Genomic DNA, 24,283 nt, shown 5'->3' on the forward strand with positions numbered 1-24,283 from the left:
CCACCCCGAAGGTCGACTGGTCGGCCGGTGATGTCGCGCTGCTCACCGAGGCACGCTCCTGGCCGGACACCGACCACCCCCGCCGGTTCGGCGTGTCGTCGTTCGGGTTCAGCGGCACCAACGCGCACGCCATCATCGAACAGGCGCCGGTCACCGAGGCCGCCGTACGGACGGCCGAGCCGGACCTGTCCCCGGTGCCGCTGCTGGTTTCGGCCAAGGACAACGACGCGCTGCGGGCGCAGGCCGACCGGCTGCGCGCCCACCTCGTGGCGCACCCCGAGCTGAACCCGCTCGATGTCGCCACCACGCTCGCCGTGTCGCGGTCGGCCTTCGACAGCCGGGCGGTCATCGTGGGCCATGACCGCGACGGCCTGCTCGCCGGCCTCGCCGCGCTCATCGAGGGGCCGACGGCGCTGGCCCGCCGCGTCGAGTCGACCCGTGTGGCGATGGGTGTGACCCGGCCCGCGGGCAAGGTGGCGTTCGTGTTCCCCGGCCAGGGCTCGCAGTGGCTGCACATGGGCGCGGCGCTGGCCGAGTCGTCGCCGGTGTTCCGCGCCTCGCTGGACGCGTGTGCCGACGCGCTCGCCCCGCATGTGGACTGGTCGCTGCACGACGTGCTGGCCGACGCGACCGCGCTGGAGCGGGTCGACGTGGTGCAGCCGGCGTTGTGGGCGGTGATGGTGTCGTTGGCCGCGTTGTGGCGCTCCTACGGTGTGGAGCCGGACGCGGTGGTGGGGCACAGTCAGGGCGAGATCGCCGCGGCCTGTGTCGCGGGCGCGCTGTTGCCGGCCGACGCCGCCAAGGTGGTCGCGCTGCGCAGCAGGGCGATCCTGGCGCTGTCGGGCCAGGGCGGGATGGTGTCGCTGGCGGTGACGGTCGAGCAGGCCCGCGAGCGGATCGCGCGGTGGGACGGGCGGATCTCGGTCGCGGCGGTCAACGGCCCCGGCTCGGTCGTGGTGGCGGGCGACGCCGACGCGCTGGACGAGCTGATCGAGTCCTGCGCCGCCGAGGATGTGCGGGCGCGGCGGGTTCCGGTGGACTACGCGTCGCACTCACCGCACGTCGAGCGCATCCGGGAGGCGCTGGCGACCGCGCTGGCAGGGGTGGAGCCGACGCGGGCGAGCGTGCCGATGCTGTCCACGGTCACCGGGGAGTGGCTGACCGGGACGGAGGTGGGCGCGGACTACTGGTATCAGAACCTGCGGAACACCGTGCGCTTCGAGGAGGCGACGCGCGGCCTGCTCGACCGGGGTGTCGGTGTGTTCGTGGAGTGCAGTCCGCACCCGGTGCTGACCTTCGGGGTGCGTGAGACGCTGGACGTGACCGGCGCGGAGGCCGTGGTCGTGGGCACACTGCGCCGCGACGACGGTGATCTGGACCGGTTCCTGCTCTCCGCCGCCGAAGGGTACGTGCAGGGCCTGCCGTTCGACTGGCGCCACGTGGTCCCCGAGGGGCAGCACGTGGACCTGCCCACCTACGCCTTCCAGCACAAGCGGATCTGGCCGAGCATGGCCGCGGCCCCCGCGGGCGACGTCACCGGAGCCGTCGACGCGCGGTTCTGGGCAGCCGTGGCGGACGGCGACCTCGGTGAACTGGCGGACGAGCTGGACGTATCCCTCGACGACCCGATCAGCGCGGTGTTGCCCCGGCTGGCGTCGTGGCGGCAGGCGCAGTCGGAGAACTCCGAGATCGACGGCTGGCGCTACCGCGTCACCTGGCTGCCGGTGCCCGAGCCCACCGCCGCGCTCACGGGCACCTGGCTCGTGGTCAGCCGGGACGGCGCCGGTGAGGAACCCATCGCCGACGCACTGACCCGGCACGGCGCGCGGGTGCTGCCGGTCCGGGCCGGAGAAGCGGTGGACCGCGAATCGCTGACGGCCCGACTCGCGGTCGACGAGCCCGTCGCGGGCGTGCTGTCGCTGTTCGCGCTGGACCCCGAACTGCCGTCGGGCGGTGTGTACGCGGCCCTCGCTCTCGTCCAGGCCCTCGGCGACGCCGGTCTCGCCGCTCCACTGTGGTACGCGACGCGAAGCGGGGTCGCGGTCGGTCGCTCCGACACGCCCGTCTGCCCCGAGCAGGCGATGGTGTGGGGACTCGCCCGATGCGCCGGGCGCGAACAGCCCGAGCGCTGGGGCGGTCTCGTCGACCTGCCCGACACACTGGACGACCGCGCCGCCACCCGCCTCGCGGGCGTCCTCTCCGGCACGCGGGAGGAGGAACAGGTCGCGCTCCGAGCCGGCGGCGTGTTCGCCCGCCGACTCGTACAGGCCCCCTCGGGGCACGTCGGCGACTGGGACCCCACCGGCACGGTGCTGGTCACCGGCGGCACCGGCGGGATCGGTGCGCACGTGGCCAGGTGGCTGGCCACGAAGGGCGCGGAGCATCTGCTGCTGATCAGCAGGAGCGGGCCGGACGCCGACGGCGCGGAGGAACTGCGTGCGGAGCTGACCGAGTTGGGCGCGCGTGTGACGATCGCCGCCTGCGACGCCGCCGACCGGGACGCGCTGGCGGAGCTGCTGGCCTCGGTGCCGGAGGAGTTCCCGCTCACCGCGGTCATGCACACGGCGGGCATCCTGGACGACGGCGTGCTGACCGCGCTCACCCCGGAGCGGTTCGCCGCCGTGCTGCGGCCGAAGGTCGACGCCGCGATCAACCTGGACGAGCTGACCAGGGACCGGGAGCTGTCGGCGTTCGTGATGTTCTCCTCGATCTCGGGCACGTTCGGCGCGGTGGCCCAGGGCAGCTACGCGGCCGCCAACGCCTACCTCGACGCGTTCGCCGAACGGCGCGTGGCGGCGGGTCTGCCCGCCGGCTCGGTCGCGTGGGGGCCGTGGGGCGGCGGAGGCATGGTCGGAGAAAAGCTCGGCGAGATTCTGCGCGGCCGCGGCACGGCCCCGTTCGAGCCCGAGCTGGCGATCGCCGCACTGGACCGGGCCGTCCGCCAGAGCGATCCGACGGTGCTGGTCGTGGCGGACATCGACTGGGACCTGTACGCGCCTTCGCTGCCGGCCTCGCTCCTGCGGGAACTGCCCGCCGCGCGCCGCGCCCCGGCACCCGTCGAGGCGGCGCCGCTCGACCTGGCGGCCAGGCTCACCGCGATGTCCGGGCCGGACCGCGAGCGCGTCGTACTGGATCTGGTGCGCGAGCAGGTGGCCGCCGTCCTCAGCTACGAGAGTACAACGCAGGTGGAACCCGGCCGGGCGTTCAAGGACCTGGGCTTCGACTCGCTCACCGCGGTCGAGTTCCGCAACGTGTTCAACTCGGCCACCGGGTTGAGCCTGCCCTCGACGCTCGTCTTCGACCACCCCAACCCGTCCGCGCTCGCCGCACACGTGCTTGACCAGATGCCGGGAATGGGAGCGCCGACCATCGACGCCGAGCTGGACCGCCTGGAGGCCACGCTGTCCCTCCTGACGCCGGACGACCAGCGGAGCGCCGCCGTCGGCGACCGCCTCCGCACGCTCCTGACCAGGTGGGACGAAGCGCACACCCGCACGGAACCCGTCAACTCCGGACCGGACGCGCGCACCGCCTCGGCGGACGAACTGCTCGCGCTGCTCGATGAAGAACTCGGTAGGTCTTGAGCCAATGAACTCGCCTGAAGGGTCGGAACACATGTCGAACGAGGAGAAGTACCTCGACTACCTCCGGCGGGCCACCGTGGACCTGCAGGAGATGCGCGGCAAGCTGCGCGATGCCGAGGAGCGCGAGGTCGAGCCGATCGCGATCGTCGGCATGAGCTGCCGGTTCCCCGGCGGTGTGCGGTCGCCGGAGGATCTGTGGCGTCTCCTGGCCGACGGCCGGGACGCCGTCTCCGGGTTCCCCACCAACCGGGGGTGGGACCTGGAGGCCCTGTACGACGAGGACCCCGATCAGCAGGGGACCAGCTACACCCGCGAAGGCGGCTTCCTTTACGACGTCGACCAGTTCGACCCGGCGTTCTTCGGAATCTCGCCGCGCGAGGCCGCGGCGATGGACCCGCAGCAGCGGCTGCTGCTGGAGACCTCCTGGGAGGTGTTCGAGCGGGCGGGCATCGACCCGCACTCGGCGCGGGGCAGCAAGACCGGTGTCTTCATCGGCACCAACGGCCAGGGCTACCTGGCGCGCTTGGCCAAGGGCGGTGTGCCGGACGGCTACGAGGGATACTTCCTCACCGGCAACGCGGCCAGCGTTGTGTCCGGCCGCATCTCCTACGTACTCGGCCTCGAAGGCCCCGCGCTGACCATCGACACCGCCTGCTCGTCTTCCCTGGTCGCCCTGCACCTCGCGATACACGCGCTGCGGCACAGCGAGTGCGGGCTCGCCGTCGCGGGCGGTGTCACCGTAATGGCGACGCCGGACACATTCATCGAGTTCAGCCGCCAGCGCGGGCTGGCGGCTGACGGCCGCTGCAAGCCCTTCGCCGACGCCGCGGACGGCACCGGGTGGGGCGAGGGTGCGGGACTGCTGCTGCTGGAGCGGCTGTCGGACGCGCAGCGCAACGGACATCCGGTGCTGGCGGTGTTGCGGGGTTCGGCGGTGAACCAGGACGGCGCGTCCAATGGCCTGACAGCGCCGAACGGTCCGTCGCAGCAGCGGGTGATCCGGCAGGCGCTGGCCCACTCGGGACTCGTACCGTCCGACGTGGACGCGGTCGAGGCGCACGGCACGGGTACGACCCTGGGCGACCCGATCGAGGCGCAGGCGCTGCTGGCGACCTACGGCCAGGGCAGGCCCGCCGACCGGCCGCTGTGGCTGGGGGCGCTGAAGTCGAACATCGGTCACACCCAGGCGGTTTCGGGTGTGGCGGGTGTGATGAAGATGGTCCTGGCGATGCGGCACGGTGTGCTGCCGAAGACGCTGCACGTGGACAAGCCGTCGTCGCACGTGGACTGGTCGGCGGGCGCCGTGGAGCTGCTGGCGGAGGCACGGCCGTGGCCGGAGACCGGTCGGCCGTGGCGGGCCGGCGTGTCGTCGTTCGGTGTGAGCGGGACGAACGCGCACGTCATCGTCGAGCAGGCCCCCGTGGTCGAGCGGGAGGAAGCCCCGGAGCCGGTGCGCGACGGGCTGGTGCCGTGGGTGCTGTCGGCGCGTGACGAGGCTGCTCTGCGTGGCCAGGCTCAGCGGCTTATGTCCTTTGTGGGTGATCAGTCCCCTGCTGATGTGGGTTACTCGCTCGCGACGTCACGGGCGGTGCTGGAGCACCGTGCGGTGGTTGTCGCCGGTGACCGGTCCGAGTTCCTGGACGCTTTGGCGGCCGTGGCCGACGGTCGGGCGGCCGGGGCCGGGGTCGTGGTCGCGGGGGGCGTTGACGACCCCGGCCAGGTGGGTTTCCTGTTCTCGGGTCAGGGTTCGCAGCGGCTCGGGATGGGTCGTGAACTGGCTGCCCGGTTCCCGGTGTTCGCCGAGGCTCTTGACGCTGTGCTGGGTGAGTTCGAGCCGGCGGTGCGTGAGGTGCTGTTCGGTGAGGACGCCGATGCCCTGAACGAGACGGGGGTGACGCAGCCGGCGTTGTTCGCGGTCGAGGTGGCGTTGTTCCGGTTGTTGGAGTCGTGGGGTGTGCGGCCGGATGTGCTGGCGGGGCATTCGATCGGTGAGCTGGCCGCGGCCCACGTCACCGGCGTGTGGTCATTGGCTGATGCCGCCAAGGTGGTGTCGGCGCGTGCCGGGCTGATGCAGGCGCTGCCCGAGGGTGGTGCGATGGTGGCGATCCAGGCGTCCGAGGCCGAGGTGGCGTCTGAGCTTCCTGACACCGTGGGCATCGCGGCGGTCAACGGACCGAACTCCGTGGTCATCTCCGGTGCCGCTGCCGATGTGGAGGCTGTTGCCGAGCGTTGGCGTGAGGCGGGGCGGAAGGCGACCGGGCTCCGCGTCAGCCACGCGTTCCACTCGCCGTTGATGGAGCCGATGCTTGACGAGTTCCGCCGGGTGCTGGAGGGCGTGTCGTTCGAGGCGCCGGCGATTCCGATCGTGTCGACGCTGACCGGTGTGCAGGCGACGGCGGGCGAGTTGGGTTCGCCGGAGTACTGGGTGCGGCATGTGCGGGAGTCGGTGCGGTTCGCCGATGCCGTCGGCACGCTGATTGCCGAGGGTGTGGCGACGTTCGTGGAGGTCGGGCCGGGCGGGACGCTGTCGGCGCTGGGCCAGGAGTCGGCGCCCGACGCGGTCTTCATACCTGCGCTGCGCGGTGATCGGCCGGAGGCCCTGGCTGCCACGACGGCCGCGGGCCAACTGCACCTGCGCGGTGTACGGGTGGACTGGGAGCCCTTCTTCGCGGGCAGCGGCGCCCGACGGGTGGACCTGCCGACGTACGCGTTCCAGCATGATCGCTATTGGCTGGACGCGTTGCCCGCGGTCGGTGATGTGACGGCGGCCGGCCTTGGCTCGGCCGACCACCCGTTGCTGGGTGCGGCTGTCACGGTGGGTGGCACGGATGGTGTGCTGCTCACCGGCCGTCTGTCGGTTCAGACCCACCCGTGGCTGGCCGACTATGTGGTCCAGGGTTCGGTTCTGTTACCCGGTACCGCATTCGTCGAGCTGGCGGTGCGGGCGGGTGATCAGGTCGGGTGCGACCTGGTGGAGGAGCTGACGCTGGAGGTGCCGCTGGTGGTGCCCGAGCGCGGCGGTGTCCGGGTGCAGATGTGGGTGGGCGCCGAGGACGAGTCGGGCACGCGCGAGCTGACCCTCTATTCCAGTGCGGGCGACACCGACGACGATCAGCCGTGGACCCGGCACGCCACCGGCGTGCTGCGCGCGGTCGGTCGCTCCGCCGGGGCTTCCCTGGTCGAGTGGCCGCCTGCGAGCGCCAAGGTCGTCGACCTGGACGGGTTCTACGACCACGCGGCCGACACCGGCTTCGGCTACGGGCCGGTCTTCCAGGGTTTGCGGGCTGTGTGGAGGCGCGGGGACGAGGTGTTCGCCGAGGTCGTGTTGCCGGACGGCGTGGGTGTGGAGGGTTTCGGCCTGCACCCGGCGCTACTGGACGCGGCGTTGCACGCCGTCGGCCTGGCCGACGACGCCGACGGGAACGGTCGGCTGCCGTATGCGTGGTCGGGCGTGCGGCTGCACGCCTCGGGCGCGACGGTACTGCGGGTGCGCCTGGCGCCCGCGGGCGCGGACGAGGTGTCGTTGACAGTGGCGGACGGGGCGGGTGCACCGGTCGCGACCGTGGACTCGCTGGTGCTGCGCCCGGTGTCGCTGGACCAGCTCGCCGATGGTGATCGCGGCAACGCGTTGTTCGGTATCGACTGGGTGCCGGTACCGCTTTCCGACGGCGACGCCCCGACCGCCGAGTGGACCGACCTGGCGACCCTGACTCAGCCGCGGTCCGACTTCGTGGTCGTGTCATGTCCGGTCACGTCCGCGTCTGATCCGGTGTCCGCCGCGCATGAGGCGGCGCACTGGGCGCTGAGCGCGGTTCAGACGTGGCTGACGGACGAGCGGTTCGACGCGGCGCGCCTGGTCATGGTGACCGGCGGCGCCGTCGCCGCCTCGTCCGATGAACACGTGCGCGACATCGCGCAAGCGGCGGTGTGGGGTCTGACGCGGTCGGCGCAGTTGGAGAATCCGGACCGGATCGTCCTCGTGGACCTCGATGACGACGTGGCCTCGCTCGACGTGCTGCCCGCCGCGTTGGCCACCGGGGAGTCGCAGTTGGCGGTGCGCTCCGGCGTCGTCAGCGCTCCGCGACTGGCCAGGGTTCGGCGGTCCGTGGTGGACGCTCCTGGCTTTGGTTCAGGTGCGGTGCTGGTCACGGGTGCGACGGGCACGCTGGGCACTCTGGTCGCGCGGCACCTGGTCGCGGCGCGGGGTGTACGGAGCCTGCTGCTGGCGAGCAGACGGGGCGCGGCGGCCGAGGGCGCCGAGGAGTTGCGTGACGAACTGGTCGCTCTGGGGGCCGAGGTTGTCATGGTGGCCTGTGACGTGGCCGACCGGGAGGCCGTCGCGGGCCTGCTGGCCGAGCACGAGGTCTCCGCTGTTGTGCACACCGCCGGTGTGCTGGACGACGGCACGATCGGTTCACTGACGCCGGAGCGGATCGACACCGTATTCCGGCCGAAGGTCGACGCGGCGTGGAACCTGCACGAGTTGACGAAGGACCTGGACCTGTCGGCGTTTGTGCTGTTCTCGTCGGTGGCGGGCCTCCTCGGGGCCCCGGGGCAGGCCAATTACGCGGCGGCGAACACATTCCTGGACGCGCTCGCGCAGCACCGTCAGGACACCGGGCTGCCCGCCACGTCGCTGGCCTGGGGCCTGTGGGCCGAGGCCAGCGGTATGACCGGCCAGCTCGACGACGCCGACCTGAAGCGGATGAGCAGGGGCGGCCTGCTCCCCCTCCGCACGGCCGAGGGGCTGGCGCTGTTCGACGCGGCCGACTCGACCGGGCGCGCCGTGCTGGCACCGGCGCCACTCGACCTGCCCGCGTTGCAGCGGCAGGCGCGTACCCACCCCGTGGCGCACATCCTGCGCGGTCTGGTGCGCGGCACGGTACGCAGGACCGCCGAAGCCGGCTCCGTCGCCGAGTCCTCGTTCGCGCGGTCGCTGGCGGGGCTGACCGACGCGGAGCGGGAGAAGGTACTGCTGGACCTCGTACTGGGCCACGTGGCCATGGTGCTGGGACACAGCTCGGCGCAGGCCATCGCGCCCGACCGCGCGTTCAGGGAACTGGGCTTCGACTCGCTGACCGCTGTCGAGCTGCGCAACCTCCTCAACGCGGTCACCGAGCTGCGCCTGCCCACGACGCTGGTCTACGACTACCCGACCCCCGCGGCGCTGGCAGCGTTCCTCGACGCCGAACTCGCGGGCGCACCCGTCCTGACGGCGACCTCTCACACAACCGTCGCTGTCGACGAGCCGATCGCGATCGTCGGCATGAGCTGCCGGTTCCCCGGCGAGGTGAACTCGCCGGAGGACCTGTGGCGGCTGCTGGTCGGCGGCGAGGACGCCGTGGTGGAGTTCCCCGCCGACCGTGGTTGGGACCTGGACGCGCTCTACGACCCGGACCCCGCGAGTGTCGGCACGTCGTACACCCGCATGGGCGCCTTCCTCGACCGCGCCGGGGAGTTCGACCCGGACTTCTTCGGGATCTCGCCGCGTGAGGCGTTGGCGATGGACCCGCAACAGCGGTTGCTGCTGGAGACCTCCTGGGAGGCGTTCGAGCGGGCGGGCATCGACCCGAACTCGTTGCGGGGCAACCAGGCGGGCGTGTTCGTCGGCACCAACGGCCAGGACTACCCGGCGTTGCTGATGGCCGCGCCGGACAGCCTGGAAGGGGTGGAGGGGTACATGGGCACGGGCAGCGCGGCGAGTGTCATCTCCGGCCGGCTGTCCTACACGTTCGGCCTTGAAGGTCCTGCGGTCACGGTGGACACGGCCTGCTCCTCGTCGCTGGTCGCGCTGCACTGGGCGAGTCAGGCGCTGCGCTCCGGCGAGTGCTCGATGGCGCTCGCCGGTGGTGTGACGGTGATGTCGACGCCGGGTGTGTTCATCGACTTCAGCCGGCAGCGCGGGCTGTCGGAGGACGGGCGTTGCAAGGCGTTCTCCGACAGCGCGGACGGCACCGGGTGGGGCGAGGGCGTCGGCATGCTGCTGCTGGAGCGGCTGTCGGACGCGCAGCGGAACGGTCATCCGGTGTTGGCGGTGATGCGCGGTTCGGCGGTGAACCAGGACGGCGCGTCGAACGGTCTGACAGCGCCGAACGGTCCGTCGCAGCAGCGGGTGATCCGGCAGGCGCTCGCCAGTGCGGGTCTCGCGCCGTCCGAGGTGGACGCGGTGGAGGCGCACGGCACGGGTACGACGCTGGGTGACCCGATCGAGGCTCAGGCGCTGCTGGCCACCTATGGGCGGGATCGCTCCGGTGAGCCGTTGTGGTTGGGTTCGGTGAAGTCGAACATCGGTCACACGCAGGCGGCCGCGGGTGTGGCGGGCGTGATCAAGATGGTGATGGCGCTACGGCATGGTGTGCTGCCGCAGACGCTGCATGTCACCGAGCCGTCGTCGCATGTGGACTGGTCGGCGGGCGCCGTCGAGCTGCTGGCGGAGAATCGGCCGTGGCCGGAGACGGGGCGGCCGTGGCGGGCCGGTGTGTCGGCGTTCGGTGTGAGCGGGACCAACGCCCACGTCATCTTCGAGCAGGCTCCCGTGGTGGAGCGGGAGGAAGCCCCGGAGCCGGTGCGCGACGGGCTGGTGCCGTGGGTGTTGTCGGCTCGGACTCCCGAGGCGTTACGGGAGCAGGCCGCTCGACTCGGGTCCTTTGTGGACGACAACGCAGAGTTGACCGTGGCGGATGTGGGCCGTGCGCTGGTGACTTCGAGGGCGGTGCTGGAGCACCGTGCGGTGGTTGTCGCCGGTGACCGGTCCGGGTTCCTGGACGCTTTGGCGGCCGTGGCCGACGGTCGGGCGGCCGGGGCCGGGGTCGTGGTCGCGGGGGGCGTTGACGACCCCGGACAGGTGGGTTTCCTGTTCTCGGGTCAGGGTTCGCAGCGGCTCGGTATGGGGCGTGAACTGTCCGAGCGGTTCCCGGTGTTCGCCGAGGCGTTGGACGAGGTGCTGGGTGAGTTCGACCCGGTGGTGCGCGAGGTGCTGTTCGGTGAGGACGTCGACGCGCTGAACGAGACCGGGGTGACGCAGCCGGCGTTGTTCGCGGTCGAGGTCGCGCTGTTCCGCCTGCTGGAGTCGTGGGGTGTTCGGCCCACGATGCTGGCGGGGCATTCGATCGGTGAGTTGGCGGCGGCGTATGTGGCGGGTGTGTGGTCGTTGGCTGATGCTGCCGAGGTGGTGTCGGCGCGTGCGGGGTTGATGCAGGCGCTGCCCGAGGGCGGTGCGATGGTGGCGATCCAGGCGTCCGAGGCCGAGGTCGTGCCTGGGCTTCCCGACACCGTGGGCATTGCCGCGGTGAACGGCCCGAACTCGGTGGTCATCTCCGGTGCAGCCGCTGACGCGGAGGCTGTTGCCGAGCGTTGGCGTGAGGCGGGGCGGAAGGTGACCCGGCTGCGGGTGAGTCACGCGTTCCACTCGCCGTTGATGGATCCGATGCTGGACGAGTTCCGCCGGGTGTTGGAGGGCGTGTCGTTCGAGGCGCCGGCGATTCCGATCGTGTCGACGCTGACCGGTGTGCAGGCGACGGCGGGCGAGTTGGGTTCGCCGGAGTACTGGGTGCGGCATGTGCGGGAGTCGGTGCGGTTCGCCGACGCCGTCGGCACGCTGGTGGCCGACGGCGTGGTCACGTTCGTGGAGGTCGGGCCGGGCGGGACGCTGTCGGCACTGGGCCAGGAGTCCGCGCCCGACGCGACGTTCGTACCGATGCTGCGCGGTGATCGGCCGGAGGCCCTGGCCGCCACGACGGCTGTAGGACAGCTGCATGTGCGTGGTGTCCGCGTGGAGTGGGAGCCCTTCTTCGCCGGAAGCGGCACCCGATGGGTGGACCTGCCCACCTACGCCTTCCAGCGCGAGCGCTACTGGCCCAACGTGCGGCCCGCGATCGGTGATGTCACAGCGGCCGGGCTCGGCGCCGCCGAGCACCCGCTGCTGGGTGCGACCGTCGCCCTCGGTGGCACGGACGGTGTGCTGCTCACCGGCCGTCTGTCGGCCCAGACCCACCCGTGGCTGGCCGATCACGCCGTGCTCGACTCGATCCTGCTGCCCGGCACGGCGTTCCTTGAGCTGGCGATCCGCGCCGGCGACCAGGTCGGATGTGACCTGGTCGAGGAACTGACGCTGGAGGCGCCCCTCGTCCTGCCCGGGAACGGCACGGTGCGGGTACAGGTGTGGGTCGGTGCCGAGGACGAGTCGGGCAGGCGCGAGCTGACCCTCCACTCCAGCGCGGGTGACACCGACGATGGCCGTTCATGGATCCGGCACGCCACCGGTGTGCTCCGCGCGGGGAGCAGGTCCGGTGGGGCTTCCCTGACCGAGTGGCCGCCCCCCGGTGCCGAGGCCGTGGACCTGGACGGGTTCTACGAGCACATGGCCAACGGTGGTTTCGGCTACGGGCCGGTGTTCCAGGGGCTGCGGGCCGCGTGGCGGCACGGTGGCGAGGTGTTCGCCGAGGTCGCGTTGCCTGAGGGTGTGGGTGCGGACGGATTCGGTCTGCACCCGGCGTTGCTGGACGCGGCGCTGCACGCCATCGGCCTGGCCGACGATGCCGACGGGGTCGGTCGGTTGCCGTTCGCGTGGTCGGGCGTACGGCTGCACGCCTCCGGTGCGGAGATGCTGCGGGTGCGGTTGACCCCTTCCGGGGCGGACCGGGTGGCGTTGACGGTCGCGGACGGGGCGGGCGCCCCGGTGGCCACGATCGACTCGCTGGTGATCCGACCCGTCTCGCAGGAGCAGTTGGCGGGTGACGATCTCGGCGACGCGCTGTTCGGCGTGGACTGGGTGTCGGTGCCGCTGCCCGACGGCGATCTCCCGACGACCGAGTGGACCGACCTGGAGTCGCTCACGCCGTCGGCGGAACTGCCCGATTTCGTCGTCCTGGCACGTCCGATCATGTCCGCGTCCGATCCGGTGTCCTCGGCGCACGAAGCGGCGCATTGGGCGCTGAGCGCGGTTCAGACGTGGCTGGCGGACGAGCGGTTCGACGCGGCGCGCCTGGTCGTGGTGACCGGGGGCGCGGTCGCTGTCTCGGACGATGAGGACGTACGGGACGTCGCGCAGGCCGCGGTGTGGGGCCTGGTGCGGTCCGCCCAGTCGGAGAATCCGGACAGGATCGTGCTGGTCGACCTGGACGACGAAGTGGCCTCGCTCGACGTGTTGCCGGCCGCGTTGGCCACCGGCGAGCCGCAGTTGGCGGTCCGCTCCGGCGCCGTCAGCGTGCCGCGCCTTGCCAGGGTTCGGCGGTCCGTGGTGGACGACCCCGGTTTTGGTTCGGGTGCGGTGCTGGTCACGGGCGCGACGGGCACGCTGGGCGGTCTCGTGGCGCGGCATCTTGTGGTGGAGCGGGGGGTGCGGAGTCTGCTGCTGGTCAGCAGGCGCGGCGTCGCGGCCGAGGGCGCCGGGGAGTTGCGCGACGAACTCGTCGCGGAGGGTGCCGAGGTGGCGTTCGCGGCGTGCGATGTGGCTGACCGGGAGGCTGTCGCGGCGCTGCTGGCCGAGCACGAGGTCTCCGCTGTTGTGCACACCGCCGGTGTGCTGGACGACGGCACGATCGGTTCGCTGACGCCGGAGCGGATCGACACCGTATTCCGGCCGAAGGTCGACGCGGCATGGAACCTGCACGAGTTGACGAAGGACCTGGACCTGTCGGCGTTTGTACTGTTCTCTTCGGCCTCCGGTGTGTTCGGTGGCCCCGGCCAGGGCAACTACGCGGCCGCCAACATGTTCCTGGACGCGCTCGCGCAGCACCGCCGGGCCGCTGGTCTGCCCGCCACGTCGCTGGCGTGGGGCCTGTGGGCCGAGGCCAGCGGAATGAGCGGCCGGCTGGACGAGGCCGATGTGAAGCGGATGAGCAGGGGCGGCCTGATCCCGCTCCGTACGGCCCAGGGGCTCGCGCTGTTCGACGCGGCGGGCTCGACCGGGCGCGCCGTGCTGGCGCCGGTGCCCCTCGACCTGCCCGCCCTGCACCGGCAGGCGCGTTCCCACCCCGTGGCGCTCGTCCTGCGCGGTCTGGTGCGCGGCACGGTGCGCAGGACCGTCGAGCGCGCAGCCGTCGCGGGCTCGGCGCTGGCCGAGTCGCTGGCGGGGCTCACCGACGCGGAGCGGGAGAAGGTACTGCTGGACCTCGTGCTCGGCCACGTGGCCATGGTGCTGGGACACAGCTCGGCCCAGGCCATCGCGCCCGACCGCGCGTTCAGGGAACTGGGCTTCGACTCGCTCAGCGCTGTCGAGCTGCGCAACAACCTCAACGCGATCACCGAGCTGCGCCTGCCCGCGACGTTGGTCTTCGACTACCCGACGCCCGAGGCGGTGGCCGCTTTCCTCGGCACCGAGCTCGCGGGCTCCCCGGTCCTCACGGCGACCGCGCGCGTGGTGGCCGCCGTGACCGACGAGCCGATCGCGATCGTCGGCATGAGCTGCCGCTATCCCGGCGGGGTGAACTCGCCCGAGGACCTGTGGCAACTCGTACTGAACGGTGTCGACGCCATCGGCGAGTTCCCCGGCAACCGGGGCTGGGACGTGGAGAGGCTGTACCACCCGGACCCGGAACACATGGGTACCTCCTACACGCGTGAAGGCGGCTTCCTGTACGACGCCGATCAGTTCGACCCGGCGTTCTTCGGGATCTCGCCGCGTGAGGCGTTGGCGATGGACCCGCAGCAGCGGCTGCTGCTGGAGACCTCCTGGGAGGTGTTCGAACGGGCCGGGATCGCCCCGGAGTCGGTGCGGGGCAGCGCGACCGGTGTGTTCGCGGGCTTGATGTACCACGACTACGCGGCGCGGCTGCGTTCCGTTCCGGAGGACGTGGAAGGCTATCTGGGCACCGGCGCGTCCGGCAGTGTCGCGTCCGGCCGTGTCGCCTACGTGCTGGGGCTTGAGGGCCCCGCCGTCACGGTGGACACGGCGTGCTCGTCGTCGCTGGTCGCCCTGCACATGGCGGTGCAGGCGCTGCGTTCCGGGGAGTGCGATCTCGCGCTGGCGGGCGGCGTCGCCGTGATGGCCACCGCCGGCACGTTCGTGGACTTCAGCCGCCAGCGGGGACTGGCCGCCGACGGTCGCTGCAAATCGTTCTCCGACGACGCGGACGGCACCGGCTGGGGTGAGGGCGTCGGCATGCTGCTCGTGGAGCGGCTGTCGGACGCGCGACGCAACGGTCACCAGGTGCTTGCGGTGGTGCGGGGTTCCGCGATCAACCAGGACGGCGCGTCCAACGGTCTCACCGCGCCCAACGGCCCGTCGCAGCAGCGGGTCATCCGCCAGGCACTCGCGAGTGCCGGGCTGACACCGTCCGAGGTGGACGCGGTGGAGGCGCACGGTACCGGTACGACGCTGGGTGACCCGATCGAGGCGCAGGCACTGCTGGCCACGTACGGCCAGGACCGGGCCGGTGAGCCGCTGTGGCTCGGCTCGATCAAGTCGAACATCGGACACACTCAGGCGGCGGCCGGGGTCGGCGGCATCATCAAGATGGTCATGGCGCTGCGGCACGGCGTGCTGCCGCCGACCCTGCATGCCGACGAGCCCACGTCGCAGGTGGACTGGTCCGCCGGTGACGTCGAGCTGCTGACGGAGGCCCGGCCGTGGCCGGAGACCGGTCGCCTGCGTCGGGCGGGTGTGTCGTCGTTCGGCGTGAGCGGCACGAACGCGCACACCATCATCGAGCACGTACCGAGTGAGGACCACTCTGCGGCCCCGGCCGACGGCGTCACGCCGTGGGTGCTGTCGGGCCGGAGCGCGGAGGCGTTGCGGGACCAGGCGTCGCGGCTGCGGGAGCATGTCGCGGGCGAGCGGGGGATCGGCGTACTGGACGTCGCCTACTCCCTGGCGGCGACCCGCTCCGCCTTCGACCACCGGGCCGTCGTCGTGGCGGACGATCGTGCGGCACTGCTGGACGGGCTCGCCGCACTGGCCGACAAGCGGCCGTTCCCCGGCCTGGTCGTAGGGGCCGTCGCCGTGGGCGGTGTGGGTTTCCTGTTCTCGGGTCAGGGGTCGCAGCGGCTCGGTATGGGGCGTGAACTGTCCGAGCGGTTCCCGGTGTTTGCCGAGGCTCTTGACGCCGTGCTGGGCGAGTTCGACCCGGCGGTTCGCGAGGTGCTGTTCGGTGAGGATGACGATGCCCTGAACGAGACGGGGGTGACGCAACCCGCGCTGTTCGCGGTCGAGGTCGCGCTGTTCCGCCTGCTGGAGTCGTGGGGTGTCCGCCCCGACATGCTGGCGGGGCACTCGATCGGTGAGTTGGCGGCGGCGTATGTGGCGGGTGTGTGGTCGTTGGCCGACGCCGCTGCGGTGGTGTCGGCGCGTGCCGGGTTGATGCAGGCTCTGCCCGAGGGCGGTGCGATGGTGGCGATCCAGGCGTCCGAGGCCGAGGTCGCGCCTGGGCTTCCCGACACCGTGGGCATCGCCGCGGTCAACGGCCCGAACTCGGTGGTCATCTCCGGTGCAGCCGCTGACGCGGAGGCTGTTGCCGAGCGTTGGCGTGAGGCGGGGCGGAAGGTGACCCGGCTGCGGGTGAGTCACGCGTTCCACTCGCCGTTGATGGATCCGATGCTGGACGAGTTCCGCCGGGTGTTGGAGGGCGTGTCGTTCGAGGCGCCGGCGATTCCGATCGTGTCGACGCTGACCGGTGCGCAGGCGACGGCGGGCGAGTTGGGTTCGCCGGAGTACTGGGTGCGGCATGTGCGGGAGTCGGTACGGTTCGCCGACGCCGTCGGCACGCTGGTGGCCGACGGCGTGGTCACGTTCGTGGAGGTCGGGCCGGGCGGGACGCTGTCGGCACTGGGCCAGGAGTCCGCGCCCGACGCGACGTTCGTACCGATGCTGCGTGGCGACCGTCCGGAGGAGTCGGCGCTGGTCTCAGCGGTGGCGCGGATAGGCACGCGGGGCGTGCGGGTGGACTGGGAGGCGTTCTTCGCCGGTCGTGGCGCGCGGCGGGTGGACCTGCCGACCTACGCGTTCCAGCACCAGCGCTACTGGCTGGATGCCGGGGTCTCCGCCGGAGACCTGGACGCGGCGGGGCTCGGTTCGGCCGACCACCCGCTGCTCAGCGCGGTCGTCGACACGGCCGACTCGGACGGGCGGCTCTTCACGGGCCGGCTGTCCCTGGAGTCCCACCCGTGGCTGGCCGACCATGCGATCCAGGGCTCGGTCCTGCTGCCCGGCACGGCGTTCCTTGAGCTGGCGATCCGAGCGGGCGACCAGCTCGGCTGCGACCTGGTCGAGGAACTGACACTGGAAGTGCCGCTGGTGGTGCCCGAGCGCGGCGGCGTCCGGGTGCAGGTGCGGGTCGGTGTGCCGGACGAGTCCGGTCGGCGTTCGGTGACGGTGCATGCGCGGGATGATGAGGGTGAGTTGTGGGTGCGGCATGCGAGTGGTGTGCTCGCGGGTGGGGCTGGTGTGCCGTCGGTGGATGTGGGTGCTTGGCCGCCCGTCGGGGCGGAGGTTGTGGATCTGGATGGGCTTTATGACCGTATGGCTGATGGTGGTTTCGGTTATGGGCCGGTGTTTCAGGGGTTGCGTGCGGTGTGGCGTAGTGGGGAGGAGGTGTTTGCTGAGGTCGTGTTGCCTGAGGGTGTGGGTGTGGACGGTTTTGGTCTGCATCCGGCGTTGTTGGATGCGGCGCTGCATGCTATTGGGTTGATGGGCGACGCGGACGCTCCCGGCAGGTTGCCGTTCTCGTGGTCGGGTGCGCGGCTGCATGCTTCGGGTGCGACGGTGCTTCGGGTGCGATTGTCGCCTGCGGGTTCGGACGGCGTGTCGTTGATGGTGGCGGACGGGGCTGGTGCTCCGGTGGCCACGATCGACTCGCTGGTGCTGCGCCCGGTGTCGGCGACGCTGTCGCGGCAGGGCTGGGAGTCGCTGTTCCGGCTGGACTGGGTGACCGCTTCGGCGTCGGTGACGGCGTCGGAGGGGAGTGCCGGGTCGGTGGCGGAGTTCGCGGGCTGGGCCGCGGTGCGGTCGGCGTTGGACGCGGGTGAGTCGCTGCCGGAGAACGTTGTGGTGCGGTGTGCCGGGTCGCGGGATGTGGCCGTGGTGCGTCAGGAGGTGCTGGCCGTTCTGGGGCTGGTGCAGGGCTGGCTGGCTGACGAGCGCTGTGCGGCGTCGCGGTTGGTGCTGGTGACCCGTGGTGCGGTGGCGGTCGGTCATGAGGACGACGTGTTGGATCTGGCGGCGGCCGCGGTGTGGGGTCTGGTGCGGACGGCGCAGTCGGAGAACCCGGACCGCTTCGTCCTGGTCGACATCGACATCGACAACGACATCGAGGATGACTGGAAGCCGGCGCTGACGACCGGGGAACCCCAGGCCGTCGTGCGGGACGGACGGGTGTTCGTGGCCCGCCTGGCGCGGGTGCGGCCGGAGGCCGGTACCGACCCGGCGTTCGGGCCGGACAGTTCGGTGCTGGTGACGGGCGCGTCGGGTGCGCTGGGCAATCTGGTCGCCCGGCACCTCGTCGGCAGGCACGGGGTCGGGCGGCTGGTGCTGGTCAGCAGGCGAGGGACGGCGGCGGAGGGTGCCGAGGAACTGCGCGACGAACTGGTCGCGCGGGGCGCCGAGGTCACCGTGGCCGCCTGTGATGTGGCGGACCGGGACGCGGTGGCGGCGCTGCTGGCCGAGCACCCCGTGACCGCGGTCGTACACACCGCCGGCGTGCTGGACGACGGCACGATCGGCTCGCTGACCCCGGATCAGGTCGACACCGTGTTCCGGCCCAAGGTCGACGCGGCGTGGAACCTGCACGAGCTGACCCGCGACCTGGACCTGACGGCGTTCGTGCTGTTCTCCTCGGTGGCCGGCACCCTCGGTGGTCCCGGCCAGGGCAACTACGCGGCGGCCAACACGTTCCTGGACGCGCTCGCGCAGCACCGCCGGGCCACCGGCCTGGCCGCGACGTCGCTGGCATGGGGCCTGTGGGCCGACGGCATGGGTGCTCGGGTGGCGCAGTCCGCCTCCACCGGTCTGTCCGCCGAGGAGGGGGTCGCGCTGTTCGACGCCGCGGTCTCCGGGACCGATACGGTCGTCGTGCCGATGCGGCTCGACCTGAGGGCCGTACGGGAACTCCCGCTGGTCCCCCCGGTGCTCAGCGGCCTCGTACGGACAACCAGCCGCAGGGCAGCGGGGAGCGGCGCCGACCCGGCCGCCGCGCTGCGGAACCGGCTGGCACCGCTGGCCGAGGCCGAGCGCGACCGGGTGCTGCTGGACCTCGTCCGCACCCAGGCCGCCGCGGTGCTCGGCCACTCCGGGCCGGAGGCCGTCGCGCCCGGCCAGGCGTTCACGGAGCTGGGTTTCGACTCGCTGACCGCCGTCGACCTGCGCAACAGGCTGGGCGCGGCCACGGGGCTGCGCCTGCCCGCGACGTTGGTCTTCGACTATCCGACCCCCGCGGCGCTCGCCGCGTTCGTCGGCGCCGAGTTCGCGGGCGCGCCCGTCGTCGCGGCGACCACCGGCACGGCCGTGGCCGTGACCGACGAACCGATCGCGATCGTCGGCATGAGCTGTCGCTACCCCGGTGACGTCCGCTCGCCGGAGGACCTGTGGCAGTTGGTCGCCGACGGTGCCGAGGGCATCACGCTGTTCCCGACCGAGCGCGGTTGGGACACGGACGCGCTCTACGACCCGTCGGGCGAGCGGGTCGGCAGCTCCTACACCCGCGAGGGTGGCTTCCTGCACGACGCCGACCTGTTCGACCCGGCGTTCTTCGGTATCTCGCCGCGCGAGGCGCTGGCGATGGACCCGCAGCACCGGCTGCTCCTGGAGACGTCCTGGGTGGCGTTCGAGCGGGCCGGCATCGACCCCAGGTCGTTGCGGGGGAGCGCGACCGGTGTGTTCGCGGGTGTGATGTACCACGACTACGCCTCCCAGTTGCACGGTGTGCCGAAGAGCGTCGAGGGCTATCTCGGTACGGGCAACGCGGGAAGTGTCGCGTCCGGCCGCGTGTCCTACACGTTCGGTCTTGAAGGCCCCGCGATGACCGTGGACACGGCGTGCTCGTCGTCGCTCGTCGCGCTGCACCTGGCGGCGCAGGCGCTGCGGTCGGGTGAGTGCTCGCTCGCGCTCGCGGGTGGCACCACGGTCATGTCGACGCCCTCCGCGTTCATCGACTTCAGCCGCCAGCAGGGCCTGTCGCCGGACGGTCGGTGCCGCTCGTTCTCGGACGACGCCAACGGGACCGGCTGGGGCGAGGGTGTCGGGATGCTCGTACTGGAACGGCTGTCGGACGCCCGGAGCAACGGACACCCGGTGCTCGCGGTGATCCGCGGTTCGGCGGTGAACCAGGACGGCGCGTCCAATGGCCTGACGGCTCCGAACGGTCCGTCGCAGCAGCGGGTCATCCGCCAGGCTCTGGCGAGCGCTGGTCTGGCACCGTCCGAGGTGGACGCGGTGGAGGCGCACGGCACCGGTACGACCCTGGGTGACCCGATCGAGGCTCAGGCGCTGCTCGCCACCTACGGGCGGGACCGGGCGGGCGAGCCGCTGTGGCTGGGCTCGTTGAAGTCCAACATCGGCCACACCCAGGCCGCCGCGGGTGTGGGTGGCGTCATCAAGATGGTGATGGCGATGCGGCACGGTGTGCTGCCGAAGACGCTGCACGTCGGCGAGCGCTCCCGGAACGTCGACTGGTCCGCGGGCGCCGTGGAACTGCTGACCGAGGCACGGCCGTGGCCTCTGACGGACCGGCCCCGGCGGGCGGGCGTGTCGTCCTTCGGCTTCAGCGGTACCAACGCGCACGTCATCATCGAGTCCACGTCGGACGTCGACGCGCCGCGGGCTCCCGAGGCCGCGGCGCCGCTCGGTCCGTGGCTGGTGTCCGGCCGTACCGAGAGCGCCTTGCGCGACCAGGCGGTGCGGCTGCGTGACCACCTGACCGCGCGGCCCGACCTCGACGCGGCGGACGTCGCCCGCGCGCTCGCGACTTCGCGGGCCGGCTTCGAGCACCGGCTCGCCGTCGTCGGCCGGGACTTGGCCGACCTGGTGGCCGGGCTCACCGACACCGTCGAGGGGCGGCTGTCCGGCGGGTGCGTACGAGGTGTCGCCGACGAGCACCGGGTGGGTTTCCTGTTCTCGGGTCAGGGTTCGCAGCGGCTCGGTATGGGTCGTGAACTGTCCGAGCGGTTCCCGGTGTTCGCCGAGGCGTTGGACGAGGTGCTGGGTGAGTTCGAGCCGGTGGTGCGCGAGGTGCTGTTCGGTGACGATGCCGAGGCGCTGAACCAGACCGGGGTGACGCAACCCGCGCTGTTCGCGGTCGAGGTCGCGCTGTTCCGGCTGTTGGAGGCGTGGGGTGTCCGGCCGGATGTGCTCGCCGGGCATTCGATCGGTGAGCTGGCCGCGGCCCATGTCACGGGTGTGTGGTCGTTGGCTGATGCCGCCAAGGTGGTGTCGGCGCGTGCCGGGTTGATGCAGGCGCTGCCCGAGGGCGGTGCGATGGTGGCGATCCAGGCGACCGAGTCCGAGGTCGCGTCTGAGCTTCCTGACACCGTGGGCATCGCGGCGGTCAACGGCCCGAACTCCGTGGTCATCTCCGGGGCCGCTGCCGATGTGGAGGCGGTCGCCGAGCGTTGGCGTGAGGCGGGGCGGAAGGCGACCGGGCTCCGCGTCAGCCACGCGTTCCACTCGCCGTTGATGGACCCGATGCTGGACGAGTTCCGCCGGGTGCTGGAAGGCGTGTCGTTCGAGGCGCCCACGATTCCGATCGTGTCGACGCTGACCGGTGCGCAGGCGACGGCGGGCGAGTTGGGTTCGCCGGAGTACTGGGTGCGGCATGTGCGGGAGTCGGTGCGGTTCGCCGACGCCGTGGTCGCCACGGGAGCGGACGTCCTCGTCGAGATCGGACCCGGTGGCGTGCTGTCGGCGCTGGGACAGGAGTCCCTGCCGGACGCGGCGTTCGTACCGGTGCTCCGTGGCGACCGGGCGGAGGACGGCGCCCTCATGACCGCGCTCGCCGAGTTGCACGTGCGGGGCGTACGCGTCGACTGGGCCGCCTACTTCGCTGGCGGCGGCGCACGGCGGGTGGACCTGCCGACGTACGCCTTCCAGTACCAGCGGTTCTGGCCCGACACGAGCGTGCGGCCCGCCACCGACGCGTCCGGGCTCGGGCTCGGTTCCGCCGACCACCCGCTGCTGGGCGCCGCGGTCACCCCGGCCGACGAGGACACCGTCCTGTTCACGGGCCGGCTGTCGCAGCGGACGCATCCGTGGCTGGCCGATCACGCGATCCAGGGATCGGTGCTGCTGCCCGGCACGGCGTTCCTTGAGCTGGCGGTACGTGCGGGTGACCAGGTCGGCTGTGACCTGGTGGAGGAGCTGACGTTGGAGGCGCCGCTCGTCCTGGCCGAGACCGGCGCGGTGCGGGTGCAGGTGCGGGTCGGTGTGCCGGACGAGTCCGGGCGGCGGCCGGTGACGGTGCACGCGCGGGACGATGACGGCGAGCTGTGGGTCCGGCACGCGAGCGGTGTGCTCGTGGACGGCGCCGAGAAGCCGTCGGCCGACATCGGCGTATGGCCGCCCGCCGGGGCGGAGGCGGTGGACCTGGATGGGCTCTACGACCGTATGGCAGACGGCGGTTTCGGTTACGGGCCGGTGTTCCAGGGGCTGCGGGCCGCGTGGCGTAGCGGGGACGAGGTGTTCGCCGAGGTCGCGCTGCCGGAGGACGTGCGGGCTGACGGCTTCGGTCTGCACCCGGCGTTGCTGGACGCGGCGCTGCACGCCATCGGTCTGATGGGCGACGCGGACGCTCCCGGCAGGCTGCCGTTCTCGTGGTCGGGTGCGCGGCTGCATGCTTCGGGTGCGACGGTGCTTCGGGTGCGATTGTCGCCTGCGGGGTCGGACGGCGTGTCGTTGATGGTGGCGGACGGGGCTGGTGCTCCGGTGGCCACGGTCGACTCGTTGGTGCTGCGCCCGGTGTCGGCGGGTTCGCTGGGGTCGGCGCGCAGGCATGAGTCGCTGTTCCGGCTGGACTGGGTGACCGCTTCGGCGTCGGTGACGGCGTCGGCCGGGAGTGCCGGGTCGGTGGCGGAGTTCGCGGGCTGGGCCGCGGTGCGGTCGGCGTTGGACGCGGGTGAGTCGCTGCCGGAGAACGTTGTGGTGCGGTGTGCCGGGTCGCTGGATGTGGCCGGGGTGCGCCAGGAGGTGCTGGCCGTTCTGGGGCTGGTGCAGGGCTGGCTGGCTGACGAGCGCTGTGCGGCGTCGCGGCTGGTGCTGGTGAGCCGTGGTGCCGTGGCGGTCGGTCATGAGGACGACGTGTCGGATCTGGCGGCGGCCGCGGTGTGGGGTCTGGTGCGGACGGCGCAGTCGGAGAACCCGGACCGCTTCGTCCTGGTCGACATCGATGACGAGGACGGTTGGAAGTCGGCCCTCGCGAACTCGGAACCGGAGCTGGCAGTGCGGGCCGGTGAATCGTTTGTGCCGAGGCTTGTGCGTGCGCGTCCTGTGGAGTCGGAGGGTCCGGGCTTCGGTGAGGGTCCGGTGCTGGTGACCGGTGCGAGCGGGATGCTCGGTGGGTTGGTGGCGCGGCATCTGGTGGTGCGGCACGGGGTGCGGCGCCTGGTGCTGGCGAGCAGGCGCGGCCAAGTCGGAGCGCTGTACGACGAGTTGGCCGGTCTCGGTGCGGAGGTCACGACCGTTGCCTGTGATGTGGCGAACCGGGACGCGGTGGCGGCGCTCCTGGCCGAGCACCCCGTGACCGCGGTCGTACACACCGCCGGTGTGCTGGACGACGGCACGATCGGCTCGCTGACCCCGGATCAGGTCGACACCGTGTTCCGGCCGAAGGTCGACGCGGCGTGGAACCTGCATGAGCTGACCCGCGACCTGGACCTGACGGCGTTCGTGCTGTTCTCCTCAGCCGCGGGCACGTTCGGCAATCCCGGCCAGGCCAACTACGCGGCGGCCAACGCGTATCTCGACGCGCTCGCCCAGCACCGGCGCGCCGCCGGCCTGCCCGCGACATCGCTGGCATGGGGCCTGTGGGTCGGGGACGACGGCATGGGCGCCCATATGGCCGGGACCGGTGCCGCCGGCCTGTCCGCGGAAGAGGGCCTGGAGCTGTTCGACGCGGTGGCTGTCGGGGCGGACCCGGTCGTCGTGCCGATGCGGCTCGACCTGCGGGCCATACGGGAACTCCCGGTGGTGCCGCCGGTGTTCAGCGGCCTGGTGCGGACGACGACCCGCAGGGCGGCGGAGACCGGGATCGACCCCGCCGCCGCGCTGCGGGAGCGGCTGGCGGCGCTGCCGAAGACCGAGCGGACGTCCGCCCTGGTGGACCTGGTGTGCACGCAGGTCGCCGCCGTGCTGGCGTTCCCCGGTCCCGAGGCGGTCGACGACCGGCGCGCGTTCACCGAGTTGGGCTTCGATTCGCTGACCGCCGTCGACCTGCGCAACCGGCTCAACACGGCCACCGGGCTGCGCCTGCCCGCCACCCTGATATTCGACTACCCGACCCCGCTCGATCTGGTCGGCCTCCTCGCGGAAGGGCTCGTCATCGACGAGCCCGGCGGGGTGGCGCCGCTGCTCGCCGAGCTGAGCCGTATCGAGGCGAGTCTCGCCTCGGTCGAGATCGGTGACGACGAGGACGACCGGATCGGCGCCCGCCTCTCGGCGTTGCTGACCGTATGGCGCGACAGTCGTGCCGACGCCGCCGCGCAGGCGTCCGACGATCTCGATGACGCGACGGACGACCAGGTGTTCGAACTGCTCGGCAAAGAGTTCGGCATCTCCTGAC

Annotated in this window: 2 protein-coding genes (1 of these 2 only partly in view); both read left to right on the plus strand. The window is 72.0% G+C overall.

Features of this window, described 5'->3' with window-relative positions:
- Positions 1-3,584, plus strand: partial view of a type I polyketide synthase gene (locus ACFRMN_RS09285; protein WP_383015685.1) — the end only. The gene continues 15,967 nt to the left of window position 1, outside the view; only the last 3,584 of its 19,551 coding nucleotides appear in the window; its start codon lies beyond the left edge, outside the window; its stop codon occupies positions 3,582-3,584.
- A complete protein-coding gene (locus ACFRMN_RS09290; RefSeq protein WP_383015688.1) occupies positions 3,562-24,282 on the plus strand; it encodes an SDR family NAD(P)-dependent oxidoreductase in 20,721 nt (6,906 codons plus the stop codon). Before ACFRMN_RS09285 ends, ACFRMN_RS09290 begins: the two co-directional genes overlap by 23 nt.
- The last annotated feature ends 1 nt before the right edge of the window (position 24,283 follow it).

It is taken from the genome of Streptomyces sp. NPDC056835, from assembly GCF_042789485.1.
In the GTDB taxonomy this organism is placed as follows: domain Bacteria; phylum Actinomycetota; class Actinomycetes; order Streptomycetales; family Streptomycetaceae; genus Streptomyces.